Origin of the sequence: Microbacterium sp. HMH0099, from assembly GCF_049384025.1 — a bacterium.
In the GTDB taxonomy this organism is placed as follows: domain Bacteria; phylum Actinomycetota; class Actinomycetes; order Actinomycetales; family Microbacteriaceae; genus Microbacterium.
The window spans coordinates 196,634-215,348 of record NZ_JBMRJR010000004.1; the positions used below are offsets into that span (position 1 = coordinate 196,634).

The window sequence follows — 18,715 nt, forward strand, 5'->3', positions numbered from 1 at the left end:
GACTTCTCTGAAGAAGCCCCGGTCAGGCGTTTTCACCCCCGCTCTCATCCCCCTGCCGGAAGCGGGAGGGGCGGCATCCCGAATCAGATGAGGAAGATGCTCACCGCGCCGGGATTGTGCGCGTGCACGAGGACGCCGAAGACGACCGCGTCGAACAGGAGGTGGACCGTCACGACGTACCAGAGGGACCGGGTCTTCAAGAAGAGGAAGCCCTGGACGATCGCGAACGGCACCGTCAGCAGCGGCCCCCACGCCTGGTAGCCCAGCTCCCACAGGAACGACACGAAGACGATCGCCTGCAGCAGGTTCGCCGTCAGGTCGGGGAAGTGGCGGCGCAGTAGGACGAACACCGTGCAGATGAAGAAGAGCTCGTCCCAGATGCCGACGGCGCCGACCCCGACGAACAGGCGCGCGATGAGGTCCGGGGTGTCCACCACCGGCCAGTTCATGTAGACGCCCGAGGTGATGAAGTAGAACGGCAGGATCAGGTAGCCGAGCACGATCACACCCGCCAGCCACGCCCACTGCCACCACGTCCAGCGTCCGCCGCCGCGCCAGGGGAAGCGGATCGCGTCGTCCCGGTAGACGAACCGCGACACGACGTACGGGACGACGACGGCCCCGCCGAGCGCGAGGGTGAAGCGGACGAAGGCCGCGTCGTCGAGCTCGGCGTGCAACGGGATGAGGCTGACGATGAATTGACCGACCGCGACCAGCGACACGTCGCGGGCGATGCTCGGCTCGGCGGTCCCCCGGCGCGCCCCGGCGGGCGGCAGGACCGGCACGGCCCGCAGGCGGTCGACGAGGACCCCGGATGCCACGGCCAGCACGAGCAGCACCCACCCGAGCCACACGACCTGGACGACGAAGAGCGCGGGGGCGGCGAGGCACACCAGCAGCGCCGGGACGAGCTTCGGCGTCCACGTGGAACGCTCGTGCACGGGCACCGCGGTGTGCGCGGTCACGGGGAGACCCGGGTGTAGGTCAGGTCGCGGATGTCGCGTCCGACGCGCAGGCCCTTGCGCTCGAACGCGGTCAGCACGCGCCCGTCGAAGCGCTCGGCCCACTCCCCCGCGAAGGCGCGGTCGAAGTCGGGGGCCTCGTCGAGCACGTCGCGCATCCGATCGGCGTAGTCCTGCCAGTCCGTCGCCAGGCGCAGGACGCCGCCCGGGCGCAGCGCTCGTGCGGCGACGCGGGTGAAGTCGGGGGCGATGAGCCGTCGCTTCGTGTGCTTGTTCTTGTGCCAGGGGTCCGGGAAGAACACCCACAGCTCGTCGACGGAGCCCTCCGGCAGCAGGTGCTCGAGCACCTCGGGTGCGTTGGCCTCCGCGAGGCGCAGATTGCGCACCCCCTCCCGGTCGGCGTCGAGCATCGTGCGGGCGAGCCCGGCCCGGAAGACCTCGACGGCGAGGAAGTCGCGGTCGGGATGGGCGGCGGCGGCCGCGACGATCTGGTGCCCCTGGCCCGACCCGATCTCGACCGTCAGCGGCGCGCGGCGGCCCCACACCTCCGCGGGGTCGACGACGGTGCCCGCGCGGACGCTCGTCGCGGCGGTGCCGCGCTCCACCGGCAGCAGGTAGAAGGGCGAGTGGTCGGCCCAGGCGCGGTCCTGCGCCTCGGACATGCGCCCGCTGCGGCGCACGAACGACACCGGCTTGTCGCGGAAGACGGGGGTGTCCATGGCATCCAGGGTAGGCGTCCCCTCCGACGCGGACGGCGCGAGAGGGGCCCCGGATGCCGCGGAGGCGTCGGACGCGACGGCGCGCTTGCGGCCGCTCACGGGACGGTCACGAAGTCGATGAGCTCCTCGACCCGACCGAGCAGCGCCGGCTCGAGGTCACGGAAGGTGGTGACGCGGGACAGGATGTGCTGCCAGGCACGGGCGAGGTCGGCCTGCTCCTCCGCGGGCCAGCCGAGGGCCCGGCAGACGCCGACCTTCCACTCCACGCTGCGCGGCACCTCGGGCCAGGCGCGGATGCCGAGGGCTCGCGGCGTCACGCACTGCCAGACGTCCACGAAGGGGTGCCCGACGATGCGGAGGTGGGCCCCATGACGGCCCGCCATGATCCGGTCGGCGATGCGGGACTCCTTGGATCCGGGGACGAGGTGGTCGACCAGCACGCCGTATCGCCGTTCGGCTGTCGGGGGCTCGGCATCCAGGGTCTGCTCCAGCAGGTCGACGCCCTCGAGGAACTCCACGACGACGCCCTCGGCGCGCAGGTCCGCGCCCCACACCTTCTCCACGAGCTCCGCGTCGTGCTTGCCCTCCACGAAGATGCGGCTGGCCCGCGCCGTGCGCGCGCGGGGGTCGTCGACGGCGAACGAGCCCGAGGCGGTGCGCGTGCGTCCCTTCGGGGCCGCGGCGGGAGGCGTCAGGACGACGGGCGCGCCGTCGACCAGGAAGCCGCCGCCCAGGGGGAAGAGACGTCGCTTGCCGAATCGGTCCTCCAGCTCGACGTTCATCCCCTCCAAGCGGGTGACCGCGCCGCAGAACCCGTCCCCGGCGACCTCGACGACGAGGTCGACGGCGGCCTCCACGCGGCCGACCTTCGTCCGCCCCGCCTCGCGCCACCCCCGGGCCAGCACGTCGGTCCCGTAGCGATCGTCCATCCCGCACCTCCGAGCGTCCGAGCCTAGGCGGCCCGCGCAGGCGGGCGGAGGGGGCGCGCCGACGGGGTGCGCTGTGAGCGGACGCATCGGCCTTCCCCCCTGTCGGCGGGGGTTTATAGAGTTGAACGGATCGGCGGAGGAAGGCGGACGCATGGGGGCGGCGAAGACGACGCGCATCGTGGCGGCACTTTCGGCTGCGCTGCTGCTGGGCGCCCCGACGGCCGCCGTCGCCGAGACGCCGCCGTCGCTCGGGTCGTCGTGGGTCGTGGACCGCGCCGACGTGATGACCACCGCACAGGAGGCCCAGGTCGAGGAGCGCCTCGAGCGCCTGTCGCAGGACACGGGACTGGACCTCTGGGTCGTCTACGTCGACGCCTTCGCCTCGCCGACCGACCCCGCCGACTGGGCCAACGAGACGGCCAACCGCAACGGACTCGGACCCCGTCAGTACGTGCTGGGCGTCGCCGTCGACGAGGTCGGGAGCAGCTTCTACCTGTCCGGCGACGTCGACGACGGCGAGCTGTCGGCCGACCAGCTCACCGCGATCGAGAACGACCGCATCGCCCCCCGCCTCGCGGAGTCCGACTGGGTCGGCGCGGCGACGGCCACGGCCGACGGCCTGCAGACCGAGCAGGCGGCGGCGCGCAGCACGGCCGGCGGGACCGGCGGCGGTCTCGGCCCCGTCCTGCTCATCGTGGCCCTCGTGGTGCTGATCGGCGGGGGGCTGCTGTGGTTCGGGCTGCGCCGCCGTCGCGCCGCCGCGACGGCGCAGGCTCCGCAGGAGAGCGTCGAGGAGCTCGCGCGCCGCGCCGGGTCCGCGCTCGTGGCCACCGACGACGCCCTGAAGGACAGCGAGCAGGAGCTCGGTTTCGCCCGCGCGCAGTTCGGCGAGGATGTCGCGGCGCCGTTCGCGGAGGTGCTGGCACGCGCCCAGGCGGATCTGGACCGCGCGTTCGCGCTCCAGCAGTCGCTCGACGACGACACCCCGGAGACCCCCGAGCAGCAGCGCGCCGCCTACCTCGAGATCCTCCGGCTGTGCGGGTCGGCGGATGAGGCCCTGGATGCCAAGGCGGCGGACTTCGACGACCTGCGAGCCCTCGAGGCGGACGCCCCGGCCGCTCTCGCCCGGGCCGAGGAGCGGCGCGCCGCGGCCGCGGCCGCCCTCGACACCGCCGAGGCCGAGCTGGCCCGGCTCCGCGGACGGTACGCCCCCGACGCGCTGACGGCCGTCGCCGACAACCCCGCCCAGGCCCGGACGCGCCTGGAGTTCGCCGCGGTCCAGGCCGACACCGCCCGCACCGCCGTCGCCGCCGGGCGGAGCGGCGAGGCCGCCGTCGCCATCCGCGCCGCGCAGACGGCCGTCGGCGAGGCCGAGACGCTCGAGCGCGCCGTGACCACGCTGTCGACCGACCTCGCCGCGGCGGAGCGCCGTGCGCCCGACCTGATCGCCGAGATCGAGGCCGGCATCGCGAGCGCCGTGGCCGTCCCCGACGCCGACGGGCGTGTGGCCGGTGCGGTCGCCGGGGCGCGGGCGCAGCTCGCGTCCGCCCGCGAGGCGCTGACGCCCGACCGGCTCGACCCGATGCGCGCCCTCACCGGGCTGCAGGCCGCCGACGCCGCCCTCGACGAGGTCGTCGCCCGCGCCCGGGATGCCGACGAGCGGCAGCGACGGGCAGCGGCACAGGTCGACGCCGCCCTCGCGCAGGCGCGGGCGCAGGTCTCCGCCGCCGAGGACTTCATCTCCGCCCGCCGGGGCGCGGTAGGTGTGACGGCGCGCACGCGTCTGGCCGAGGCGGCATCCGCCCTCGTCCAGGCGGAGCAGCTGCGCGCCGCCGATCCGGCGTCGTCCCTCGCGGCGGCCCAGCGCTCCGCGCAGCTGGCCGCGCAGGCCGGTTCCCTCGCGCAGAACGACGTAGGCGCCGTCGGCGGTGGCGGCGGGTCCGACCTGCTGACCGGCATGATCGGCGGCATGGCCGTCAACGCGCTGCTCGGCGGCGGTCGCCGCGGCGGCTTCGGCGGCGGCGGGCTCGGCGGTCTCGGCGGTCTCGTGGGCGGCGGGTCGTCGCGCGGCGGCGGCTTCGGCGGCGGGGGCGGGCGCTCCCGGTCCGGCGGAGGCTTCGGCGGCGGTGGGCGCGCCCGAGCCGGCGGCGGACGGGTGGGCCGCCGCTGATCCCCGGCCGTGGCCGTACCGGCCGGACACAGAAAACTCGTAGCATCCGCCACCAGACTCGACACCGTCTCCCTCAGGAAGGAACACCCCGCATGGCCAAGCAGTCCATCTTCGGTCGCATCTCGACCCTCGTCCGCGCGAACGTCAACGCGCTCCTCGATCAGGCCGAGGACCCGCAGAAGATGCTCGACCAGCTCGTCCGCGACTACTCGAACTCGATCGCCGACGCCGAGTCCGCCATCGCCGAGACCATCGGCAACCTGCGCCTGCTCGAGCGCGACCACCAGGAGGACGTCCAGGCCGCCGCCGAGTGGGGCAGCAAGGCCCTCGCCGCCAGCCGCAAGGGCGACGAGCTCCGCGCGTCCGGCAACGCCGGCGAGGCCGACAAGTTCGACAACCTCGCCAAGATCGCGCTGCAGCGTCAGATCACCGCCGAGTCGGAGGCGAAGTCGGCCGAGCCCACCATCGCCGCGCAGACCGAGGTCGTCGACAAGCTCAAGGACGGGCTCAACGGCATGAAGGCCAAGCTCGAACAGCTGCGGTCGAAGCGCAGCGAGCTCCTCGCCCGGGCCAAGGTCGCCGAGGCCCAGAACAAGGTCCACGACGCCGTGAAGTCGATCGACGTCCTGGACCCTACCAGCGAGCTCGGCCGCTTCGAGGACAAGATCCGCCGCGAGGAGGCCCTCGCCGCCGGCAAGCAGGAGCTGGCCGCGTCCAGCATCGACGCGCAGTTCAACGCCCTCGAGGACGTCGGCGAGCTGACCGAGGTCGAGGCGCGGCTGGCCGCGCTGAAGACCGGCGGCCCCCAGCGCGCGGCGATCGACGCCCCCAGCCCCGACCTCTGATCGACCCTGCGGGAGCGCATCGTCGGCGTCGGCCGGGCGGTGCGCTCCCGTCCTTCTCCCCGGGAGTGACCGGATGACGCGTTTCGTCGTGGCCCCGCAGTGGCAGGGATCCTCCTCGTCGCGGGCGATGCAGCTCATCGACGGTGCAGAGGCGATCGCGGGCGACCTGCCCCGCGCCTCGACCACCGTCCTCGATCCCCTGCCCGAGGCCGGCGACGCCCAGGGCACCGGTGTGCACCGCCTCAGCGCGCTCGTGCGCATGCGCGCCCTCATCGAGGACGCTCTCGGCTCCGGCGACGGCCAGACGGTCCTGGTGGGCGGCGACTCCGGCGTCACCCTCGCCGCCGTGTCCGCCGTGGCCGGCGACGACCTCGCCGTGGTGTGGCTCGACGCCCACGCGGATCTGCACACCGCCGAGACCAGTCCGAGCGGCGCCTTCCACGGCATGGTCCTCCGGGCCGTCGCGGGAGAAGGCGAGGAGCTGTTGCGCCTGTCCCCCGGCATCCCTCCCTCCCGGCTCGTCCTCGCCGGGACGCGGACGATGGCCGCCGAGGAGGTCCGCTACGCCGCCGAGAACGGCCTTCGCCGTCTGTCGGCGAGCGATCTCGCCGACCCCGCCGCCCTCGCCGAGGCCGTCTTCGCGACCGGCGCCTCCCGCGTCTTCGTGCACGTGGACCTCGACGTCCTCGACCCGGCCGAGATCTCCGGCGTCGCCCTGCCCGAGCCGTTCGGCGTGCCGGCGGCCGACCTCGTGGCATCCCTCCGCCGTCTGCGCGAGACCCTCCCCCTGGCCGGGGCGAGCCTGACGGAGTTCTCCCCGTCGTCGCCCACCGCGGCCGTCGACGACCTCGGCACCATCCTGCGGATCATCGGGGCGCTCGCATGAGCCCGATCCCGACGCCCCCGGCCGACTGGCGCGAGCGCGCGGACGCCGCCGTCCGCCGAGGCCGCCGGTGGGATCGGCTGATCCCGTCCGTGCTGCTGGACTCGCCGATCAGCCGGGTCGGCTACTGGTACGGCTGCGCGCTCGGCCGCGTCTGGGGCGGATTGTGGAGCACCGGACGTGTCGAGCACCGCAACGGCCTCCGGGTGTTCCGGGGAATGCCGACGTGGGCCTTCCCCCGCGGCGGCGTCTGCGTGGGCGACTGCTTCCTCACCGGTGACGCCCGTCCGACCGACGCCGTGCTCCGGCACGAGGCCGTGCACGAACGCCAATGGCGCCGCTACGGCTTCCTCATGCCCGTTCTGTACTGGCTGGCGGGCCGCGATCCGCTCCGCAACCGCTTCGAGATCGAGGCGGGACTCATCGACGGCAACTACGTCCCGCGGGGGTCCTGAGGACGACGGGATGCCACCCCTCGCGGGAGCGGCCGGCGGTCAGCGGGAGGTGGCCAGACCGAACCGCGCCGGCGTGTGGATCGCCGTGGCGTCCACGCCGTGGCGGTGGGTCAGGTCGTCGACGATCTCGGCCGTGCCGAGGTAGGCGCCGAGGAGGAAGACGCGCGTCGCATCGTCGTCGCAGCACAGCATCTCGCCGGCCCACCCGGAGACGGCCCGCACGACGGCCTGGCCGGGGGCGCAGGTCGCCCCGGTCCCGGGCGCTCCGCCGCGGCGCGAACGGTCGAGCCAGCTGACCGTCATGCGCGGAGGCGCGGTGACGACACCGATCCAGGTGGCATCCGGAACCTCGATGAACACCCGGCCGGTCGAGCAGACCGGCAGCGTAGCGAGCAGCGCGTCGAGCTCGGCGAGAGAAGTCTCGTCGGCGGTCACGAGGTGCTGGACACGGGTGTGCCGCGACGCACGGCAGGCGGCGTCGTTGTGCTCGGTGGGGGGAACCATGATGCGACCATCATACCCCGGATGAAGGGTTGCCTTACCTGTGTTCCAGCTCGGAAACCGGCGGTCCTCCGTCGACCAGGACCGCACGGAGGGCGGCGAGCTCGGCGTCCGTCATCCCGTGGGCGCGGAGATACCCGGCCGGCGAGCCGTAGGCGCGGTCGAGGCGGTCGAGGAGGGCCCGCATGACCGGGGCGGGCGAGCGGTTGGCGAGGTCCTCGGCGTGCACGTTGTCGGGGTACACCGCCCGGATGCTCTTCAGCACGTGCGCGTTGCGCTCCGGCGACAGCATCGACTCCGTGCGGGCGTAGTCCGCGATGACCGCCTCGCGGTCGACCCCCGCCGCGGCGAGCGCGAGGGCGACGGTGACTCCCGTCCGGTCCTTGCCGACCGTGCAGTGGACGAGCACCGGCTGCTGCGCGGCGATGGCGCGGACGGCCTCGACGACGCGGTCGGCGGACTCCTCGACGATCGCGGAGTAGAGATCCTCGAGGCTGAGGTCGCGCGCGAAGAAGGAGGCGACGGACCCGAGGAAGAGCGGCACGCGCTGCACCTCGCAGGCGAGGTCGTCGAGGCGGCTCGGCGAGCGGGCGACCTCGGCGTCGTCGCGCAGGTCGACGATCCGCCGGATGCCGAGGCTCCGCATCGTCGCGACGCCGTCGTCGTCGAGGCCCACCAGGTTGCCGGAGCGGAAGAGGACGCCCGGGCGGGTGCGCCCCTCCCCCGCGGGCAGGCCGCCGACGTCGCGGAAGTTGGTGGCCCCGGAGACGAGGGATGCCGTCACGTCGCGGCCCCGTCATGGGCGTGCGGCGTGCGCGGGGCGGTGGTCGCCGGCGGAGGCGTGCCGCCGACGACGGCGGCCGTGTCGCCGGAGCGAGGCGGCACCGGGTAGCGGCCGGCGATCGCGACGCGGTTGAACGCGTTGATGGCGACGAGGATCCAGCTGAGCGCGACGTACTCCTCCTCGCTGAGGATGCCGCCGGCGTGGTCGTAGACCTCGTCCGGGAGGCCGTCCTCGTGGATGAAGACGAACGACTCCGTCAGCTCCAGGGCGGCGCGCTCGCGCTCGTCGAAGACGCCGGATTCCCGCCACGTCGCGATCTGCGCGATGACGTCCGCGTCGAGGCCGGCGGCGACGGCCGCCTCCACGTGCACGCGCACGCAGTAGGCGCAGCCGTTGAGCTGCGACGCGTGGATCTGGACGATCTCGCGCAGCCGCGCGTCGATGCCGGCGCGGGCGGCGAGCCCGCCGACCGTGGTGGAGAACGCGCGCAACGCGGCATACGCCTCGGGGGCCTTCTTCGACAGGTGCACGCGACGTTCCTCGCCCATGGCCACAGCCTAGGCCCGTGCTGCGCCCACACTGACTTGTCGCAGATGTACGTCGCGACTGTGTCCGGGCGTACATCTGCGACAAGTCAGCGCCCCAGGCAGCACTAAGGACCGGTGGCGCCTCGGCGACGGGGGTGGAAGGGTGGGCGGGTGCCCGCCGACGACGAGTTCTCGTTCCTGCCCGCCCAGGCCGCCGCCGCGGCCGCGCCGCTCCCCCGCGTTGAGCGCCGCACCCTGTCGCTCCCCGACGGGCGCGTCCTCAGCGGACTGGCCTGGGGCGACGCCCCGCCCGCGGTGACCCTGCTGCACGGCGCGGGGCTGAACGCGCACACGTGGGACACGACGCTCCTGCATCTCGGCCTCCCCGCCCTCGCGCTCGACCTCCCCGGCCACGGCAACTCGTCCTGGCGCGACGACGCGGCGTACGTCGCGCGCGTCCTGGCCCCGGACGTCGTCGCCGCGCTCGAGGAGTGGACCGGCCGGCCGCAGACGCTTGTGGGCCACTCGCTCGGCGGACTCACGGCGGCGGCGGTCGCGGCGGCGCGGCCCGACCTCGTCGAGCGGCTGATCGTCCTGGACATCACCCCCGGCGTGGACCCGAGCGCCGGTCCCGCGCAGATCCGGGCGTTCTTCGCCGGGCCGACCGACTGGGCCTCCCGCGACGAGCTGGTGGAGCGCGCCCTGTCGTTCGGTCTCGGCGGGTCGCGCGCCGCCGCGGCGCGCGGCGTCTTCCTGAACTCCCGGGTGCGCCCGGACGGGCGCGTGGAGTGGAAGCACCACTTCGCCCACCTGGCCGCGGCCGCCGCCGCCGGCGGCTCGGCGGACACCGGGACGCCCGACGCGGTCCGGGCCGTCCCCACGGAGACCGGCTGGGAGGACCTCGCCGCGGTCCGCACGCCCCTCGACCTCGTCCGCGGCGAGCGCGGCTTCGTCACGGCGGCCGACGCGGACGAGCTGCTCCGCCGCCATCCCGGCGCCGCCGTGCACGCCCTGCCCACCGGCCACAACCTGCACGAGGAGGATCCGGCGGCCCTCGCCGCGCTCCTCCGCGACATCATCGACGGGCGCTGAGCGGCCGACGTCCGGTGCCCGCGACGGGCCGCTGTCGCCGATCGTCACACGGCATCGAGCCTATGCGGGTGAAAGTAGGCTGTCACCACCCCTGCACGGCATCCCACAGCACCCGGATGCCTCGGCCTGCGAAAGGAACCCCCGCAATGCTGCGCCGCACCGCCCTCGCCACGAGCGCCCTCCTCCTCGGAGCGCTCGTGCTGACCTCCTGCACCGGCACCTCGGACGCCCCCACCGCGACCGGCACGCCCGACCCGGACGCGACGCTGACCGTGCGCCTGACGCTCGAGCCCACCAACCTCGACATCCGCCGGACGAACGGCGCCGCGCTCGAGCAGGCCCTCATCGACAACGTGTACCAGGGGCTCGTGACCCGCGAGGGCGCCGAGGACGGCACGGTCTCGATCGCCCCGGCCCTCGCCACCGAGTGGACCGTGTCGGACGACGGCCTCACCTACACCTTCTCTCTCCGCGAGGGCGTCACCTTCCACGACGGCAGCGAGCTGACCGTCGACGACGTCGTGGACTCGCTGCAGAGCACCAAGGACGACGCGACCCTGCAAGGCAGCGCGGACCTCGCCGGCGTCTCGTCGATCACGGCCCCGGACGCCTCGACCGTCGTCGTCACGCTGGCCCAGCCGAACATCGACTTCCTCTTCGCGCTGACCGGCCGCGCCGGTCTGATCTTCAACTCCGGCGACACGACCGACCTCGCGACCGCCGCGAACGGCACCGGCCCCTTCCGCCTGCAGTCGTGGAACACCGGCGACAGCCTCGTGCTCGAGCGCAACGACGACTACTGGGGCGACCCGGCGGGCGTCGCGGAGGTCGTGCTCGACTACATCCCCGATCAGAGCGCCGCGGTGAACGCGGCCGTCAGCGGCGACGTCGATGTCGCGCTGGAGGTCGACCCCGAGCTGCAGAGCCAGCTCGAGGGCGGCGACTTCGACCTGCGCACGGGCCTGACCACCGACAAGGGCACCCTGGCGTTCAACAACCAGCGCGCGCCGTTGAACGACGAGCGCGTGCGCGAGGCGCTGCGCCTGGCGATCGATCACGACGCCCTCGTCGAGGCCCTCGGCACCGGGGAGACCCTCTACGGTCCGATCCCGCCGCTCGACCCCGGCTACGAGGACCTGTCGGACACGCTGTCGTACGACCCGGACCGCGCACGCGAGCTGCTCGCCGAGGCCGGCGTCTCCGACCTGGACCTGACCCTGACGATCCCCAGCGTCTACGACACGACGCTGCCGACGTTCCTGGTGTCGTCGTTCGCCGACATCGGCGTGACCCTCGAGGTCGATTCCGTCGAGTTCCCCGCCTGGCTGCAGGACGTGTTCCAGAACAAGGACTACGACCTCAGCTTCGTCCGCCACGTGGAGGCGCGCGACTTCGGCAACTGGGCGAACCCGGACTACTACTTCGGCTACGACAACGCCGAGGTCCAGGACCTCTACGCCCGCGCCCTGGCCACCACCGACGAGGACGAGTCCTCCGCACTGCTGTCCGAGGCGGCCCGGATCGTCGCCGACGAGGACGCCGCCGACTGGCTGTTCCTCTCCACGCCGATCGCCGCCGTCGGCACGCACGTCGCGAACTTCCCGCAGAACTCGCTGAACGTGCGGATGCCGCTGGCGGAGACGACGGTCTCGGCGGAGTGATCCGTTACGCGCTGACACGGCTGGGCCTGCTCGTGCTGGGCCTGGCCGTGGCCAGCGTGCTGATCTTCGTCTCGCTGCGCGTGCTGCCCGGCGACGTCGCGCAGCTCATCGCCGGCACGGAGTCCACCCCCGCGCAGGTCGAGGCGCTGCGCGAGAGCCTCGGACTGAACACGCCGCTGCCGGTGCAGTACCTGGACTGGGTGGGGGGCCTCCTGCGCGGCGACCTCGGCACATCGCTGCTCACCGGCGCTCCCGTCGCCGCCGAGCTCGGGGACAAGGCGCAGGTCACCGTCCCGCTGGGGATCATGTCCCTCCTCGTCGCGCTCGTCATCGGCGTGCCCTTCGGAGTGCTCTCGGCGATCCGCCGCGGCCGCGCCGACGGAACGGCCATCGGCGTCGGGGCGCAGGCGCTCGCGGCCGTCCCGGTGGTGTGGGCGGGGATGATGCTCGTCGTCGTCTTCGCGGTGTGGCTGGGCTGGCTGCCGCCGCAGGGCTTCCCCCGCGCGGGGTGGGCCGACCCGGCCGCGGCGCTGCGCGCGCTCGTGCTGCCGGCCCTCACCATCGGGGTGGTGGAGGGGGCGATGCTGCTGCGCTTCGTCCGCAGCGCGACGCTGCAGGCGATCGGGCAGGACTACGTCCGCACCGCCGCCGCGAAGGGGCTCACGCGCACCCGCGCCCTGCTCACCCACGGTCTGCCGAATGTGGGGCTGTCGGTGATCACCGTGCTCGGCCTGCAGATCGCCGGGATCGTCGTGGGGGCCGTCGTCATCGAGCAGCTCTTCACGCTCCCCGGCGTCGGACGGATGCTCGTCACCGACGTGGCCACCCGCGACCTGCCCAAGGTCCAGGGCGAGCTGCTCGCCCTCACCGGCTTCGTCCTCGTCGTCGGATTCCTCGTCGACCTGGTCCACCGCCTGATCGACCCGCGGCAACGGGAGGCCTCGTGAGCGCGACCGACCCCCGCCGCGACGAGCGGGCCTCCACGCCCGGCGGCCGTCGGCGTCCCGGCATCCGTCCCGCCCGCCGCAGCGCCGCGCGCGACCGGCGCCGCACCCTGGGCCGCCTGTGGGCGCTCGGCACCGGCCGCTTCGGCATCGCCGTCGTCGCCGTCGTCGTGCTGACCGCGCTCGTGTCGCTGGTCTGGACGCCGTTCGACCCCGCGGCGGTCGACGTGCGGGCGCGGTGGGAGGGTCCGTCGTGGCCGCACCTGCTCGGCACCGAGGACAACGGCCGCGACATCCTCAGCCTCCTCATGGCCGGAGCCCGCACGACCGTGCTGGTCGCGGTCGGCGCGGGCCTCGTCGCCACCGTCGTGGGCCTCGGCCTGGCGGCCCTCGGCGCGCTCACACCGCGGTGGGTGCGCGAGGGCGTGGCGGTCCTCGTCGACATCCTCATCGCGTTCCCCGTCCTCATTATCGCCATGATGATCTCCGCGGTGTGGGGCGGGTCCCTGTGGGTCGTCGTGTGGTCGGTCGGCATCGGCTTCGGCGTGAACATCGCCCGCGTCACCCGGCCGGAGCTGCGCCGGGTGCTGCACAGCGACTTCGTGCTCGCCGGGCGCGCGAGCGGGCTCACCGGCGCGCAGAACCTGCGGCGTCATCTCCTCCCCAACGTCGCCCCCGTCTTCATCGTGCAGCTGTCGTGGGGCATGGCGGTCGCCGTCCTCGCCGAGGCGGGCCTGTCGTACCTCGGCTTCGGCGCCCCGATCACCCAGCCGTCGTGGGGCGTGCTGCTCAGCGACCTGCAGAGCTACATCGCCGTGCACCCGCTGACGGTCGTCTGGCCCGGCCTGGCGATCACCGTGACGGTGCTGGGGCTCAATCTGCTCGGCGACGCGCTCCGCGAGGCGGGCGACCCGACGCTGACGCCGCGGACCCGCGCCGCCCGGACGCCGGTCCCGGAGGTGATCGCGTGAGCCTCGTCGTCCGGGATCTGCGGATCGAGATCGACGGGAGGGCCGTCGTCGACGGCATCTCCTTCGACGTCCCCGACGGCGCCCGCCTGGGCCTGATCGGCGAGTCCGGGTCGGGCAAGTCGCTCACCGCCCTGGCCATCCTCGGCCTCCTCCCGGACGGCGCGACCGCGAGCGGGAGCGTCCGCTGGGACGACCGCGAGATCCTCGGCCTCCCCGACCGCGAGCTCGCTCGGCTGCGCGGCGACGACATCGGCATCGTCTTCCAGGACCCGCGCACGGCGATCAACCCCATCCGCACGGTCGGACGCCAGATCGGCGAGGCCGTGCGCATCCACGAGGGCATCTCCCGTCGCGAGGCGCTCCGCCGGGCCGTCGTCGAGGCGGAGCGGGTCGCCCTGCCCGATCCCGAGCGCATCGTCGCGCGCTATCCGCACCAGCTCTCCGGCGGACAGCGCCAGCGCGTCGCGATCGCGATGGCCCTCGCCTGCCGTCCGCGCCTCCTCATCGCCGACGAGCCGACGACGGCGCTGGACGTCACCATCCAGGCCGGGATCCTCTCGCTCCTGCGATCGCTCGTCGCCGACGCCGGCATGTCGCTCGTGTTCATCACGCACGACCTCGCGGTGCTCGCGCAGGTCGCCACGCACGCCGTCGTCCTCGAGCACGGGCGGGTCGCCGAGCGGGGCACAGTGGCGGAGCTGCTGCGCGCCCCGGCGGCCCCCATCACGCAGGCCCTCGTCCGCGACGCGACCGCGACCCTGTGGCATCCCGAGATCGGACGGAGGGATGCCGCCGCCCCGGGGCCGTCGCCGACCCCGCCCGGCCGCACGCCCGACGACGCGACACCGGAGGGCGAGCGCGCATGAGCGACACGATCATCCATGCGCGGGGGCTGTCGCGCTCGTACCCGGCGCCCCGCACCCCCGGACGCGGGCGGGCGGCGCGGACGACCGCCCTGGAGGACGTCGACCTCTCCGTCCTGGCGGGCTCGGCCGTCGGCGTGATCGGCGAGTCGGGGTCGGGCAAGTCCACGCTCATCCGTCTGCTGCTGGGTCTCGACATCCCCACCGCCGGGACGGTCGAGGTCGACGGGCAGCCGGTGGACGCACGCGGCTCGGCGCGGTCGCTGCACTGGCTGCGGCGGCAGACCGGCATCGTGTTCCAGGACCCCTACGCCTCCCTCGATCCGCGGATGAACGTCGGGCGCATCGTCGGCGAGCCGCTGTGGGCCCTCGACATCGACGGCGACCGGCGCGCCCGCGTCGCCGAGGTGCTGGAACACGTCGGGCTGGACGCCGACATGGCCGAGCGTTTCCCGCACGAGTTCTCCGGCGGTCAGCGCCAGCGGATCGCCCTCGCGCGCGCCATCGTCCACCGTCCGCGGATCCTCGTCGGCGACGAGCCCCTGTCAGCGCTCGACGTCACCGTCCGCGCGCAGATCCTCCGGCTCCTCGCCCGCCTCCGCGCGGAGGAGCAGTTGACCCTCGTCCTCGTGTCGCACGACATCGGCGTGGTGCAGAACGTGTGCGAGCAGGTGGTCGTCATGAAGGACGGCAAGGTCGTCGAGCAGGGCCCCACCGAGAAGGTGCTGCTGCAGCCGCAGGCGGCGTACACGCGGGCGCTGCTGGCATCCATCCCGACCCTGCCGTCCTAGGGCCTCGGGACGGGATGCCGCGGGGCGGGATGCCGCGAGGCGGGGATGCCGCGAGGCGGGGATGCCGTGAGGCGGGGCCGTCTGCTCCCGGGACATGCGCCGCGGCCGGGACAGGCGGATCCGGGGTGTCGGCGCCTGTCCCGGGTTCGTCGCCTGCCCCGGATGCGCGGCACCCCGAGCGGAGGAGCGACGGCGGAGGCAAGTGGTCCGGGAATGTCGGGAGCGGGCGCTACTCTCGCCGCATGGCAGCCGGAATCGTCCCCCCGTTCCTCCTCGACCGCATCGCCTCGACCGACGACCCGCGTCTCGCACGCGCGGCCGCGGCGGCCCGCAAGACCCTCGCGATGCCGCGTCCGCCGCGGCCCGCGCGGACGCGGCTGCGCCTGTCCATCGACGAGGGCGCGCTCGTCGCGGAGGCCGTCCCCGCCCCCGACCGCATCATCTCCGACGCGCAGAACGCGGAGCTGCTGCCCGGTCGCCGCGTGCGCAGCGAGGACGAGCCCGCCACGGGGGACGCGGCGGTCGACGAGGCCTACGACGGCCTGGGCGCGACCTACGACTTCTTCTGGGACGTCTTCGCGCGCGACGGGATCGACGGCGCCGGCGGCTCGCTGCTGGCGACCGTGCACTTCGGCGACGACTACGACAACGCCTTCTGGAACGGCGAGCGCATGGTGTTCGGCGACGGCGACGGGGAGGTCTTCGTCGGGTTCACCCGGTCGCTGAGCGTCATCGCGCACGAGCTCGCGCACGGCGTGACCGAGGCCGCCGGTGGACTCGAGTACCAGGGGCAGTCCGGCGCGCTCAACGAGTCGCTGTCCGACGTGTTCGGAGTGCTCGCCGAGCAGCACCACCTCGGGCAGCGCGCCGACGAGGCGACCTGGCTCGTCGGCGCCGGCATCTTCGCCGACGCGGTCGAGGGGGTCGCGCTCCGATCCGTGAGCGACCCGGGCACCGCCTACGACGACGACGTGCTCGGGCGCGACCCCCAGCCGGGGCACATGCGGGACTACGTCGACACGCAGGACGACAACGGCGGGGTGCACATCAACTCCGGCATCCCGAACCGGGCGTTCTTCCTCGTCGCCTCGGCGCTGGGCGGCTTCGCCTGGGAGCGGGCAGGGCTCATCTGGTACCGCACACTGACCTCCGGCACCCTGTCGGTGACCGCGGACTTCTCCGCCTTCGCGACCGCCACCCTCGCCGCCGCGGCGGCAGAGTACGGTGAGGAGTCGGAGGAGGTCGCCGCCGTCCGCGCCGCATGGGCAGGAGTCGGCGTCGAGGAGGATGACGCAGCCTGACCAGGACACCGCGCCGCGGCTGATCATCGTCGTCGCCCGCTCGGGCGGTCTGGCGGGCCTGACGCGCGAGTGGCGCGCCGAGGCGGACCCGGAGCGCGAGCCGCGGTGGCGGGAGCTCGTGGAGAGCTGCCCGTGGGACGCGACTCCCCCGCCCGCCCGCGGCGCCGACCGGTTCCACTGGCGCATCGAGGTCCGCGCCGACGCGGCGACCCTGCACGAGGCGCGGCTCGGCGACACGCAGGTGTCCGGCCCCTGGCGCACCCTCGTCGACGAGGTCCGCAGCGCCGCCGCCTGACCCCCGCCCCCGCGCGCGCCTCCCCCGTCGAGATCACGTGATCTCGTCGAGGTCACGCGCTCCGGCGCGCACGAACGTGTCGTCTCGGCGAGATCACGTGATCTCGCGGCCGCCGCCGCGCGCCCGGCCACCGGCGCGGGCGGCGGGTCAGCGGAAGAGGCCGCGGCGCTTCTTCTTCGGGATGCTCAGCTGCAGGTAGATCACGCCGAGCCAGCGCCCGAACTTGAATCCGACGCGGCCCATACGCCCCACCTCGGTGAAGCCGAGCTTCTCGTGCAGGGCGATCGAGGCGTCGGCGCCCTTATCGCTGATGGCGGCCACCATCTCGCGGATGCCCTTCTCGGCACAGGCCTCGATCAGCGCTTCGAGCAGCGCGCGTCCGAGCCCCTTCCCGGCGGCGGCCTGCCCGAGGTAGATCGAGTTCTCGACCGTGTACCGGTAGGCGGACTTGGACTGCCACGGCTGCACGAGCGCGTAGCCCAGCAGCTGACCGCTCGGCGACTGCGCGACGAGGAAGGGCAGCCCGAGCTTCTCGATCAGGGCGAACTTGTCGCGCCACTGACCGATCGACCACGCCTTCTCGTCGAACGTCACGACCGAGTTGCGGACGTAGTAGTTGTAGATCTCGCGGATGTCGGGGATGTCCCCCGCGGTCGCCGGACGGATCTCGTACGAGAACGGCGCCTCCGGTGCCGGCTGGCGCCGCAGATGCGCCGGCAGGCGGCGGCGGCTCTTCTCGTACTCCTCTTCCAGCACGCCCGCCAGCCTACGGCCGCGGTGTGTCAGGCAGGTAACCGCCAGTCCACGGGCTCCGCACGCTGCTCCTCCAGCAGGGCGTTGACCCGGGAGAACGGGCGCGAGCCGAAGAAGCCGCGGCTCGCCGACAGCGGCGAGGGGTGCGCGGATGACACGACGGCCGTCTCCCCGAGGAGCGGGGTGAGGCCGGCGGCATCCCTCCCCCAGAGCACCGCCACCAGCGGCTTGTCGCGCTCGACGAGACTGCGGATGGCCCGCTCGGTCACCCGTTCCCACCCCCACCCCCGGTGGGATGCCGGCTGCCCCGGCGCCACGGTGAGCACTCTGTTCAGCAGCATGACGCCCTGGGCGCCCCACGCGGAGAGGTCGCCGTGCGGGGCGGGGGCGATGTCGAGGTCGTCCGACAGCTCGCGGTAGATGTTCGCGAGGCTCCGCGGGAGGGGACGCACGTGCGGGTCCACTGCGAAGGACAGCCCGATCGGGTGGCCGGGCGTCGGGTACGGGTCCTGTCCGACGATGAGCACGCGCACCTCGTCGCGCGGGACGCGGAACGCCCGCAGCACGAGGTCGCCCGCGGGGAGGTACGGGGCGCCCTCCGCGCGGAGGCGCTCCCCGATGGCCGCGATGTCCGCCGCGACCGGTGCGAGCGGCTCGACCCAGGACGGGTCGATGAGGCCCGCGTCGGCGAGCTCGGGGAGGGTCTTGGCGGTCACGCGGCGAGGCCCGACGGCGTGACGGCGCTGGACGCGTCCGCCGTCACGCGGCGTCCTCCTCGCTGACCGACCCCTGGAACGACCACGGGAAGTCGATCCACAGCGAGGTGTCCTTCCATGCGTAATCCGGGGTGATGATCGTCGAGGGCTTGGTGTAGATGACCGCGGACCGCGCCTCCGCGTCGTGCCGGGCCAGCAGTTTCACGGCGAGGTCGAGCGTCCGTCCGCTGTCCGCCACGTCGTCCACGAGCAGGACCCGCCGGCCGGTCAGGTACGACAGGTCCAGCTCCGGGGGCAGGACCTCCGGAGCGTCCAGCACCGTGCCGACGCCGGTGTAGAACTCGACGTTCAACGCACCGCAGTTCTTCACGCCGAGGCCGTAGGCGATGGCGCCGCCCGGCAGCAGTCCGCCACGCGCGATCGCGACCACGACCTCGGGGTGGAAGCCGTCGGCGACGATGTCGCGCGAGATCGCCCGGGTGGCCTCCCCGAAGTCGTCCCAGGTCAGCCGCTCGCGCTCGTCCGTCGTCTCCGCCACGCGGGTCCCCTCTCG

21 protein-coding genes are annotated in these 18,715 nt (G+C 73.8%); 12 read left to right on the forward strand and 9 right to left on the reverse strand.

The window, feature by feature from the left end; genetic code table 11:
- Positions 1-83 precede the first annotated feature (83 nt).
- The 3 genes from ACO03V_RS11035 to ACO03V_RS11045 form a co-directional block, all read right to left on the reverse strand.
- A complete protein-coding gene (locus ACO03V_RS11035) occupies positions 84-965 on the reverse strand; it encodes a CPBP family intramembrane glutamic endopeptidase (protein WP_423137615.1) in 882 nt (293 codons plus the stop codon).
- Positions 962-1,681, reverse strand: a complete 720-nt coding sequence (trmB, locus tag ACO03V_RS11040; protein WP_423137616.1) for a tRNA (guanosine(46)-N7)-methyltransferase TrmB — start codon at positions 1,679-1,681, stop codon at positions 962-964. The genes ACO03V_RS11035 and trmB overlap by 4 nt, the downstream gene beginning before the upstream one ends.
- 95 nt (positions 1,682-1,776) lie before the next feature.
- Positions 1,777-2,610 (reverse strand): DUF3097 domain-containing protein, encoded by an 834-nt coding sequence (locus tag ACO03V_RS11045; RefSeq protein WP_423137617.1) that lies wholly within the window; start codon positions 2,608-2,610, stop codon positions 1,777-1,779.
- 151 nt (positions 2,611-2,761) lie between these two features.
- On the opposite strand from ACO03V_RS11045, the gene ACO03V_RS11050 reads away from it, so the two are divergent.
- From ACO03V_RS11050 to ACO03V_RS11065, 4 genes are all read left to right on the forward strand, one after another.
- Complete coding sequence (locus ACO03V_RS11050) at positions 2,762-4,780, forward strand: TPM domain-containing protein (RefSeq protein WP_423137618.1); 2,019 nt, start codon at positions 2,762-2,764, stop codon at positions 4,778-4,780.
- Positions 4,781-4,872: 92 nt separating this feature from the next.
- The gene (locus tag ACO03V_RS11055; RefSeq protein ID WP_423137619.1) at positions 4,873-5,625 is read left to right on the forward strand and encodes a PspA/IM30 family protein; all 753 of its coding nucleotides are present in this window, start codon (positions 4,873-4,875) and stop codon (positions 5,623-5,625) included.
- 73 nt (positions 5,626-5,698) lie between these two features.
- On the forward strand, positions 5,699-6,511 hold the full coding sequence (locus ACO03V_RS11060; RefSeq protein ID WP_423137620.1) for an arginase family protein: 813 nt from the start codon (positions 5,699-5,701) through the stop codon (positions 6,509-6,511).
- Complete coding sequence (locus tag ACO03V_RS11065) at positions 6,508-6,963, forward strand: Fe-S oxidoreductase (protein WP_367729970.1); 456 nt, start codon at positions 6,508-6,510, stop codon at positions 6,961-6,963. Before ACO03V_RS11060 ends, ACO03V_RS11065 begins: the two co-directional genes overlap by 4 nt.
- Positions 6,964-7,002: 39 nt before the next feature.
- On the opposite strand, the gene ACO03V_RS11070 is transcribed toward ACO03V_RS11065, so the two are convergent.
- Genes ACO03V_RS11070 through ACO03V_RS11080 form a run of 3 tightly spaced genes read right to left on the reverse strand, consistent with a single transcriptional unit; the run spans position 7,003 to position 8,796 of the window.
- Complete coding sequence (locus ACO03V_RS11070) at positions 7,003-7,467, reverse strand: SIP domain-containing protein (protein ID WP_423137621.1); 465 nt, start codon at positions 7,465-7,467, stop codon at positions 7,003-7,005.
- Between the two features lie 34 nt (positions 7,468-7,501).
- Entirely contained in the window at positions 7,502-8,248 is a 747-nt protein-coding gene (locus tag ACO03V_RS11075; protein WP_423137622.1) for a tyrosine-protein phosphatase, read from the reverse strand.
- Positions 8,245-8,796, reverse strand: coding sequence for a carboxymuconolactone decarboxylase family protein (locus ACO03V_RS11080; RefSeq protein WP_423137623.1), 552 nt, complete (start codon positions 8,794-8,796; stop codon positions 8,245-8,247). The genes ACO03V_RS11075 and ACO03V_RS11080 overlap by 4 nt, the downstream gene beginning before the upstream one ends.
- A gap of 150 nt (positions 8,797-8,946) precedes the next feature.
- Here ACO03V_RS11080 and ACO03V_RS11085 point away from each other — a divergent pair, with 150 nt between their 5' ends.
- The 8 genes from ACO03V_RS11085 (at position 8,947) to ACO03V_RS11120 (ending at position 16,693) form a co-directional block, all read left to right on the forward strand.
- Positions 8,947-9,867, forward strand: coding sequence for an alpha/beta fold hydrolase (locus tag ACO03V_RS11085; RefSeq protein ID WP_423137624.1), 921 nt, complete (start codon positions 8,947-8,949; stop codon positions 9,865-9,867).
- A 146-nt stretch (positions 9,868-10,013) separates the two neighbouring features.
- Positions 10,014-11,528 carry an ABC transporter substrate-binding protein gene (locus ACO03V_RS11090; RefSeq protein ID WP_423137625.1) on the forward strand — a complete coding sequence of 505 codons (1,515 nt, stop codon included), beginning with the start codon at positions 10,014-10,016 and terminating at the stop codon, positions 11,526-11,528.
- Positions 11,525-12,475 (forward strand): ABC transporter permease, encoded by a 951-nt coding sequence (locus ACO03V_RS11095; RefSeq protein WP_423137626.1) that lies wholly within the window; start codon positions 11,525-11,527, stop codon positions 12,473-12,475. Before ACO03V_RS11090 ends, ACO03V_RS11095 begins: the two co-directional genes overlap by 4 nt.
- A 62-nt stretch (positions 12,476-12,537) precedes the next feature.
- Positions 12,538-13,443 carry an ABC transporter permease gene (locus tag ACO03V_RS11100; RefSeq protein ID WP_367730930.1) on the forward strand — a complete coding sequence of 302 codons (906 nt, stop codon included), beginning with the start codon at positions 12,538-12,540 and terminating at the stop codon, positions 13,441-13,443.
- Positions 13,440-14,309: an ABC transporter ATP-binding protein gene (locus ACO03V_RS11105; protein ID WP_423137627.1), complete on the forward strand. Its 870-nt coding sequence runs from the start codon at positions 13,440-13,442 to the stop codon at positions 14,307-14,309. Before ACO03V_RS11100 ends, ACO03V_RS11105 begins: the two co-directional genes overlap by 4 nt.
- Positions 14,306-15,097, forward strand: a complete 792-nt coding sequence (locus tag ACO03V_RS11110; RefSeq protein ID WP_423137628.1) for an ABC transporter ATP-binding protein — start codon at positions 14,306-14,308, stop codon at positions 15,095-15,097. The genes ACO03V_RS11105 and ACO03V_RS11110 overlap by 4 nt, the downstream gene beginning before the upstream one ends.
- A gap of 242 nt (positions 15,098-15,339) precedes the next feature.
- On the forward strand, positions 15,340-16,398 hold the full coding sequence (locus ACO03V_RS11115) for a M4 family metallopeptidase (protein WP_423137629.1): 1,059 nt from the start codon (positions 15,340-15,342) through the stop codon (positions 16,396-16,398).
- Positions 16,385-16,693: a protealysin inhibitor emfourin gene (locus ACO03V_RS11120; protein WP_367729954.1), complete on the forward strand. Its 309-nt coding sequence runs from the start codon at positions 16,385-16,387 to the stop codon at positions 16,691-16,693. Before ACO03V_RS11115 ends, ACO03V_RS11120 begins: the two co-directional genes overlap by 14 nt.
- A 147-nt stretch (positions 16,694-16,840) precedes the next feature.
- Here ACO03V_RS11120 and ACO03V_RS11125 read toward each other — a convergent pair whose 3' ends face one another.
- The 3 genes from ACO03V_RS11125 to ACO03V_RS11135 are packed head-to-tail and all read right to left on the reverse strand — an operon-like array spanning position 16,841 to position 18,700.
- Positions 16,841-17,449, reverse strand: a complete 609-nt coding sequence (locus ACO03V_RS11125; protein ID WP_367729953.1) for a GNAT family N-acetyltransferase — start codon at positions 17,447-17,449, stop codon at positions 16,841-16,843.
- A gap of 26 nt (positions 17,450-17,475) precedes the next feature.
- A complete protein-coding gene (locus ACO03V_RS11130; RefSeq protein ID WP_367729952.1) occupies positions 17,476-18,162 on the reverse strand; it encodes a uracil-DNA glycosylase in 687 nt (228 codons plus the stop codon).
- Positions 18,163-18,205: 43 nt separating this feature from the next.
- A complete protein-coding gene (locus ACO03V_RS11135) occupies positions 18,206-18,700 on the reverse strand; it encodes a phosphoribosyltransferase (RefSeq protein ID WP_423137630.1) in 495 nt (164 codons plus the stop codon).
- Positions 18,701-18,715: the final 15 nt, after the last annotated feature.

Bases quoted from the DNA above. Each gene is read 5' to 3' on its own strand.
- trmB (WP_423137616.1), bottom strand. From the start codon at position 1,681: ATGGACACCCCCGTCTTCCGCGACAAGCCGGTGTCGTTCGTGCGCCGC.
- ACO03V_RS11045 (WP_423137617.1), bottom strand. From the start codon at position 2,610: ATGGACGATCGCTACGGGACCGACGTGCTGGCCCGGGGGTGGCGCGAG.
- ACO03V_RS11050 (WP_423137618.1), top strand. From the start codon at position 2,762: ATGGGGGCGGCGAAGACGACGCGCATCGTGGCGGCACTTTCGGCTGCG.
- ACO03V_RS11055 (WP_423137619.1), top strand. From the start codon at position 4,873: ATGGCCAAGCAGTCCATCTTCGGTCGCATCTCGACCCTCGTCCGCGCG.
- ACO03V_RS11060 (WP_423137620.1), top strand. From the start codon at position 5,699: ATGACGCGTTTCGTCGTGGCCCCGCAGTGGCAGGGATCCTCCTCGTCG.
- ACO03V_RS11065 (WP_367729970.1), top strand. From the start codon at position 6,508: ATGAGCCCGATCCCGACGCCCCCGGCCGACTGGCGCGAGCGCGCGGAC.
- ACO03V_RS11070 (WP_423137621.1), bottom strand. From the start codon at position 7,467: ATGGTTCCCCCCACCGAGCACAACGACGCCGCCTGCCGTGCGTCGCGG.
- ACO03V_RS11080 (WP_423137623.1), bottom strand. From the start codon at position 8,796: ATGGGCGAGGAACGTCGCGTGCACCTGTCGAAGAAGGCCCCCGAGGCG.
- ACO03V_RS11090 (WP_423137625.1), top strand. From the start codon at position 10,014: ATGCTGCGCCGCACCGCCCTCGCCACGAGCGCCCTCCTCCTCGGAGCG.
- ACO03V_RS11110 (WP_423137628.1), top strand. From the start codon at position 14,306: ATGAGCGACACGATCATCCATGCGCGGGGGCTGTCGCGCTCGTACCCG.
- ACO03V_RS11115 (WP_423137629.1), top strand. From the start codon at position 15,340: ATGGCAGCCGGAATCGTCCCCCCGTTCCTCCTCGACCGCATCGCCTCG.
- ACO03V_RS11120 (WP_367729954.1), top strand. From the start codon at position 16,385: ATGACGCAGCCTGACCAGGACACCGCGCCGCGGCTGATCATCGTCGTC.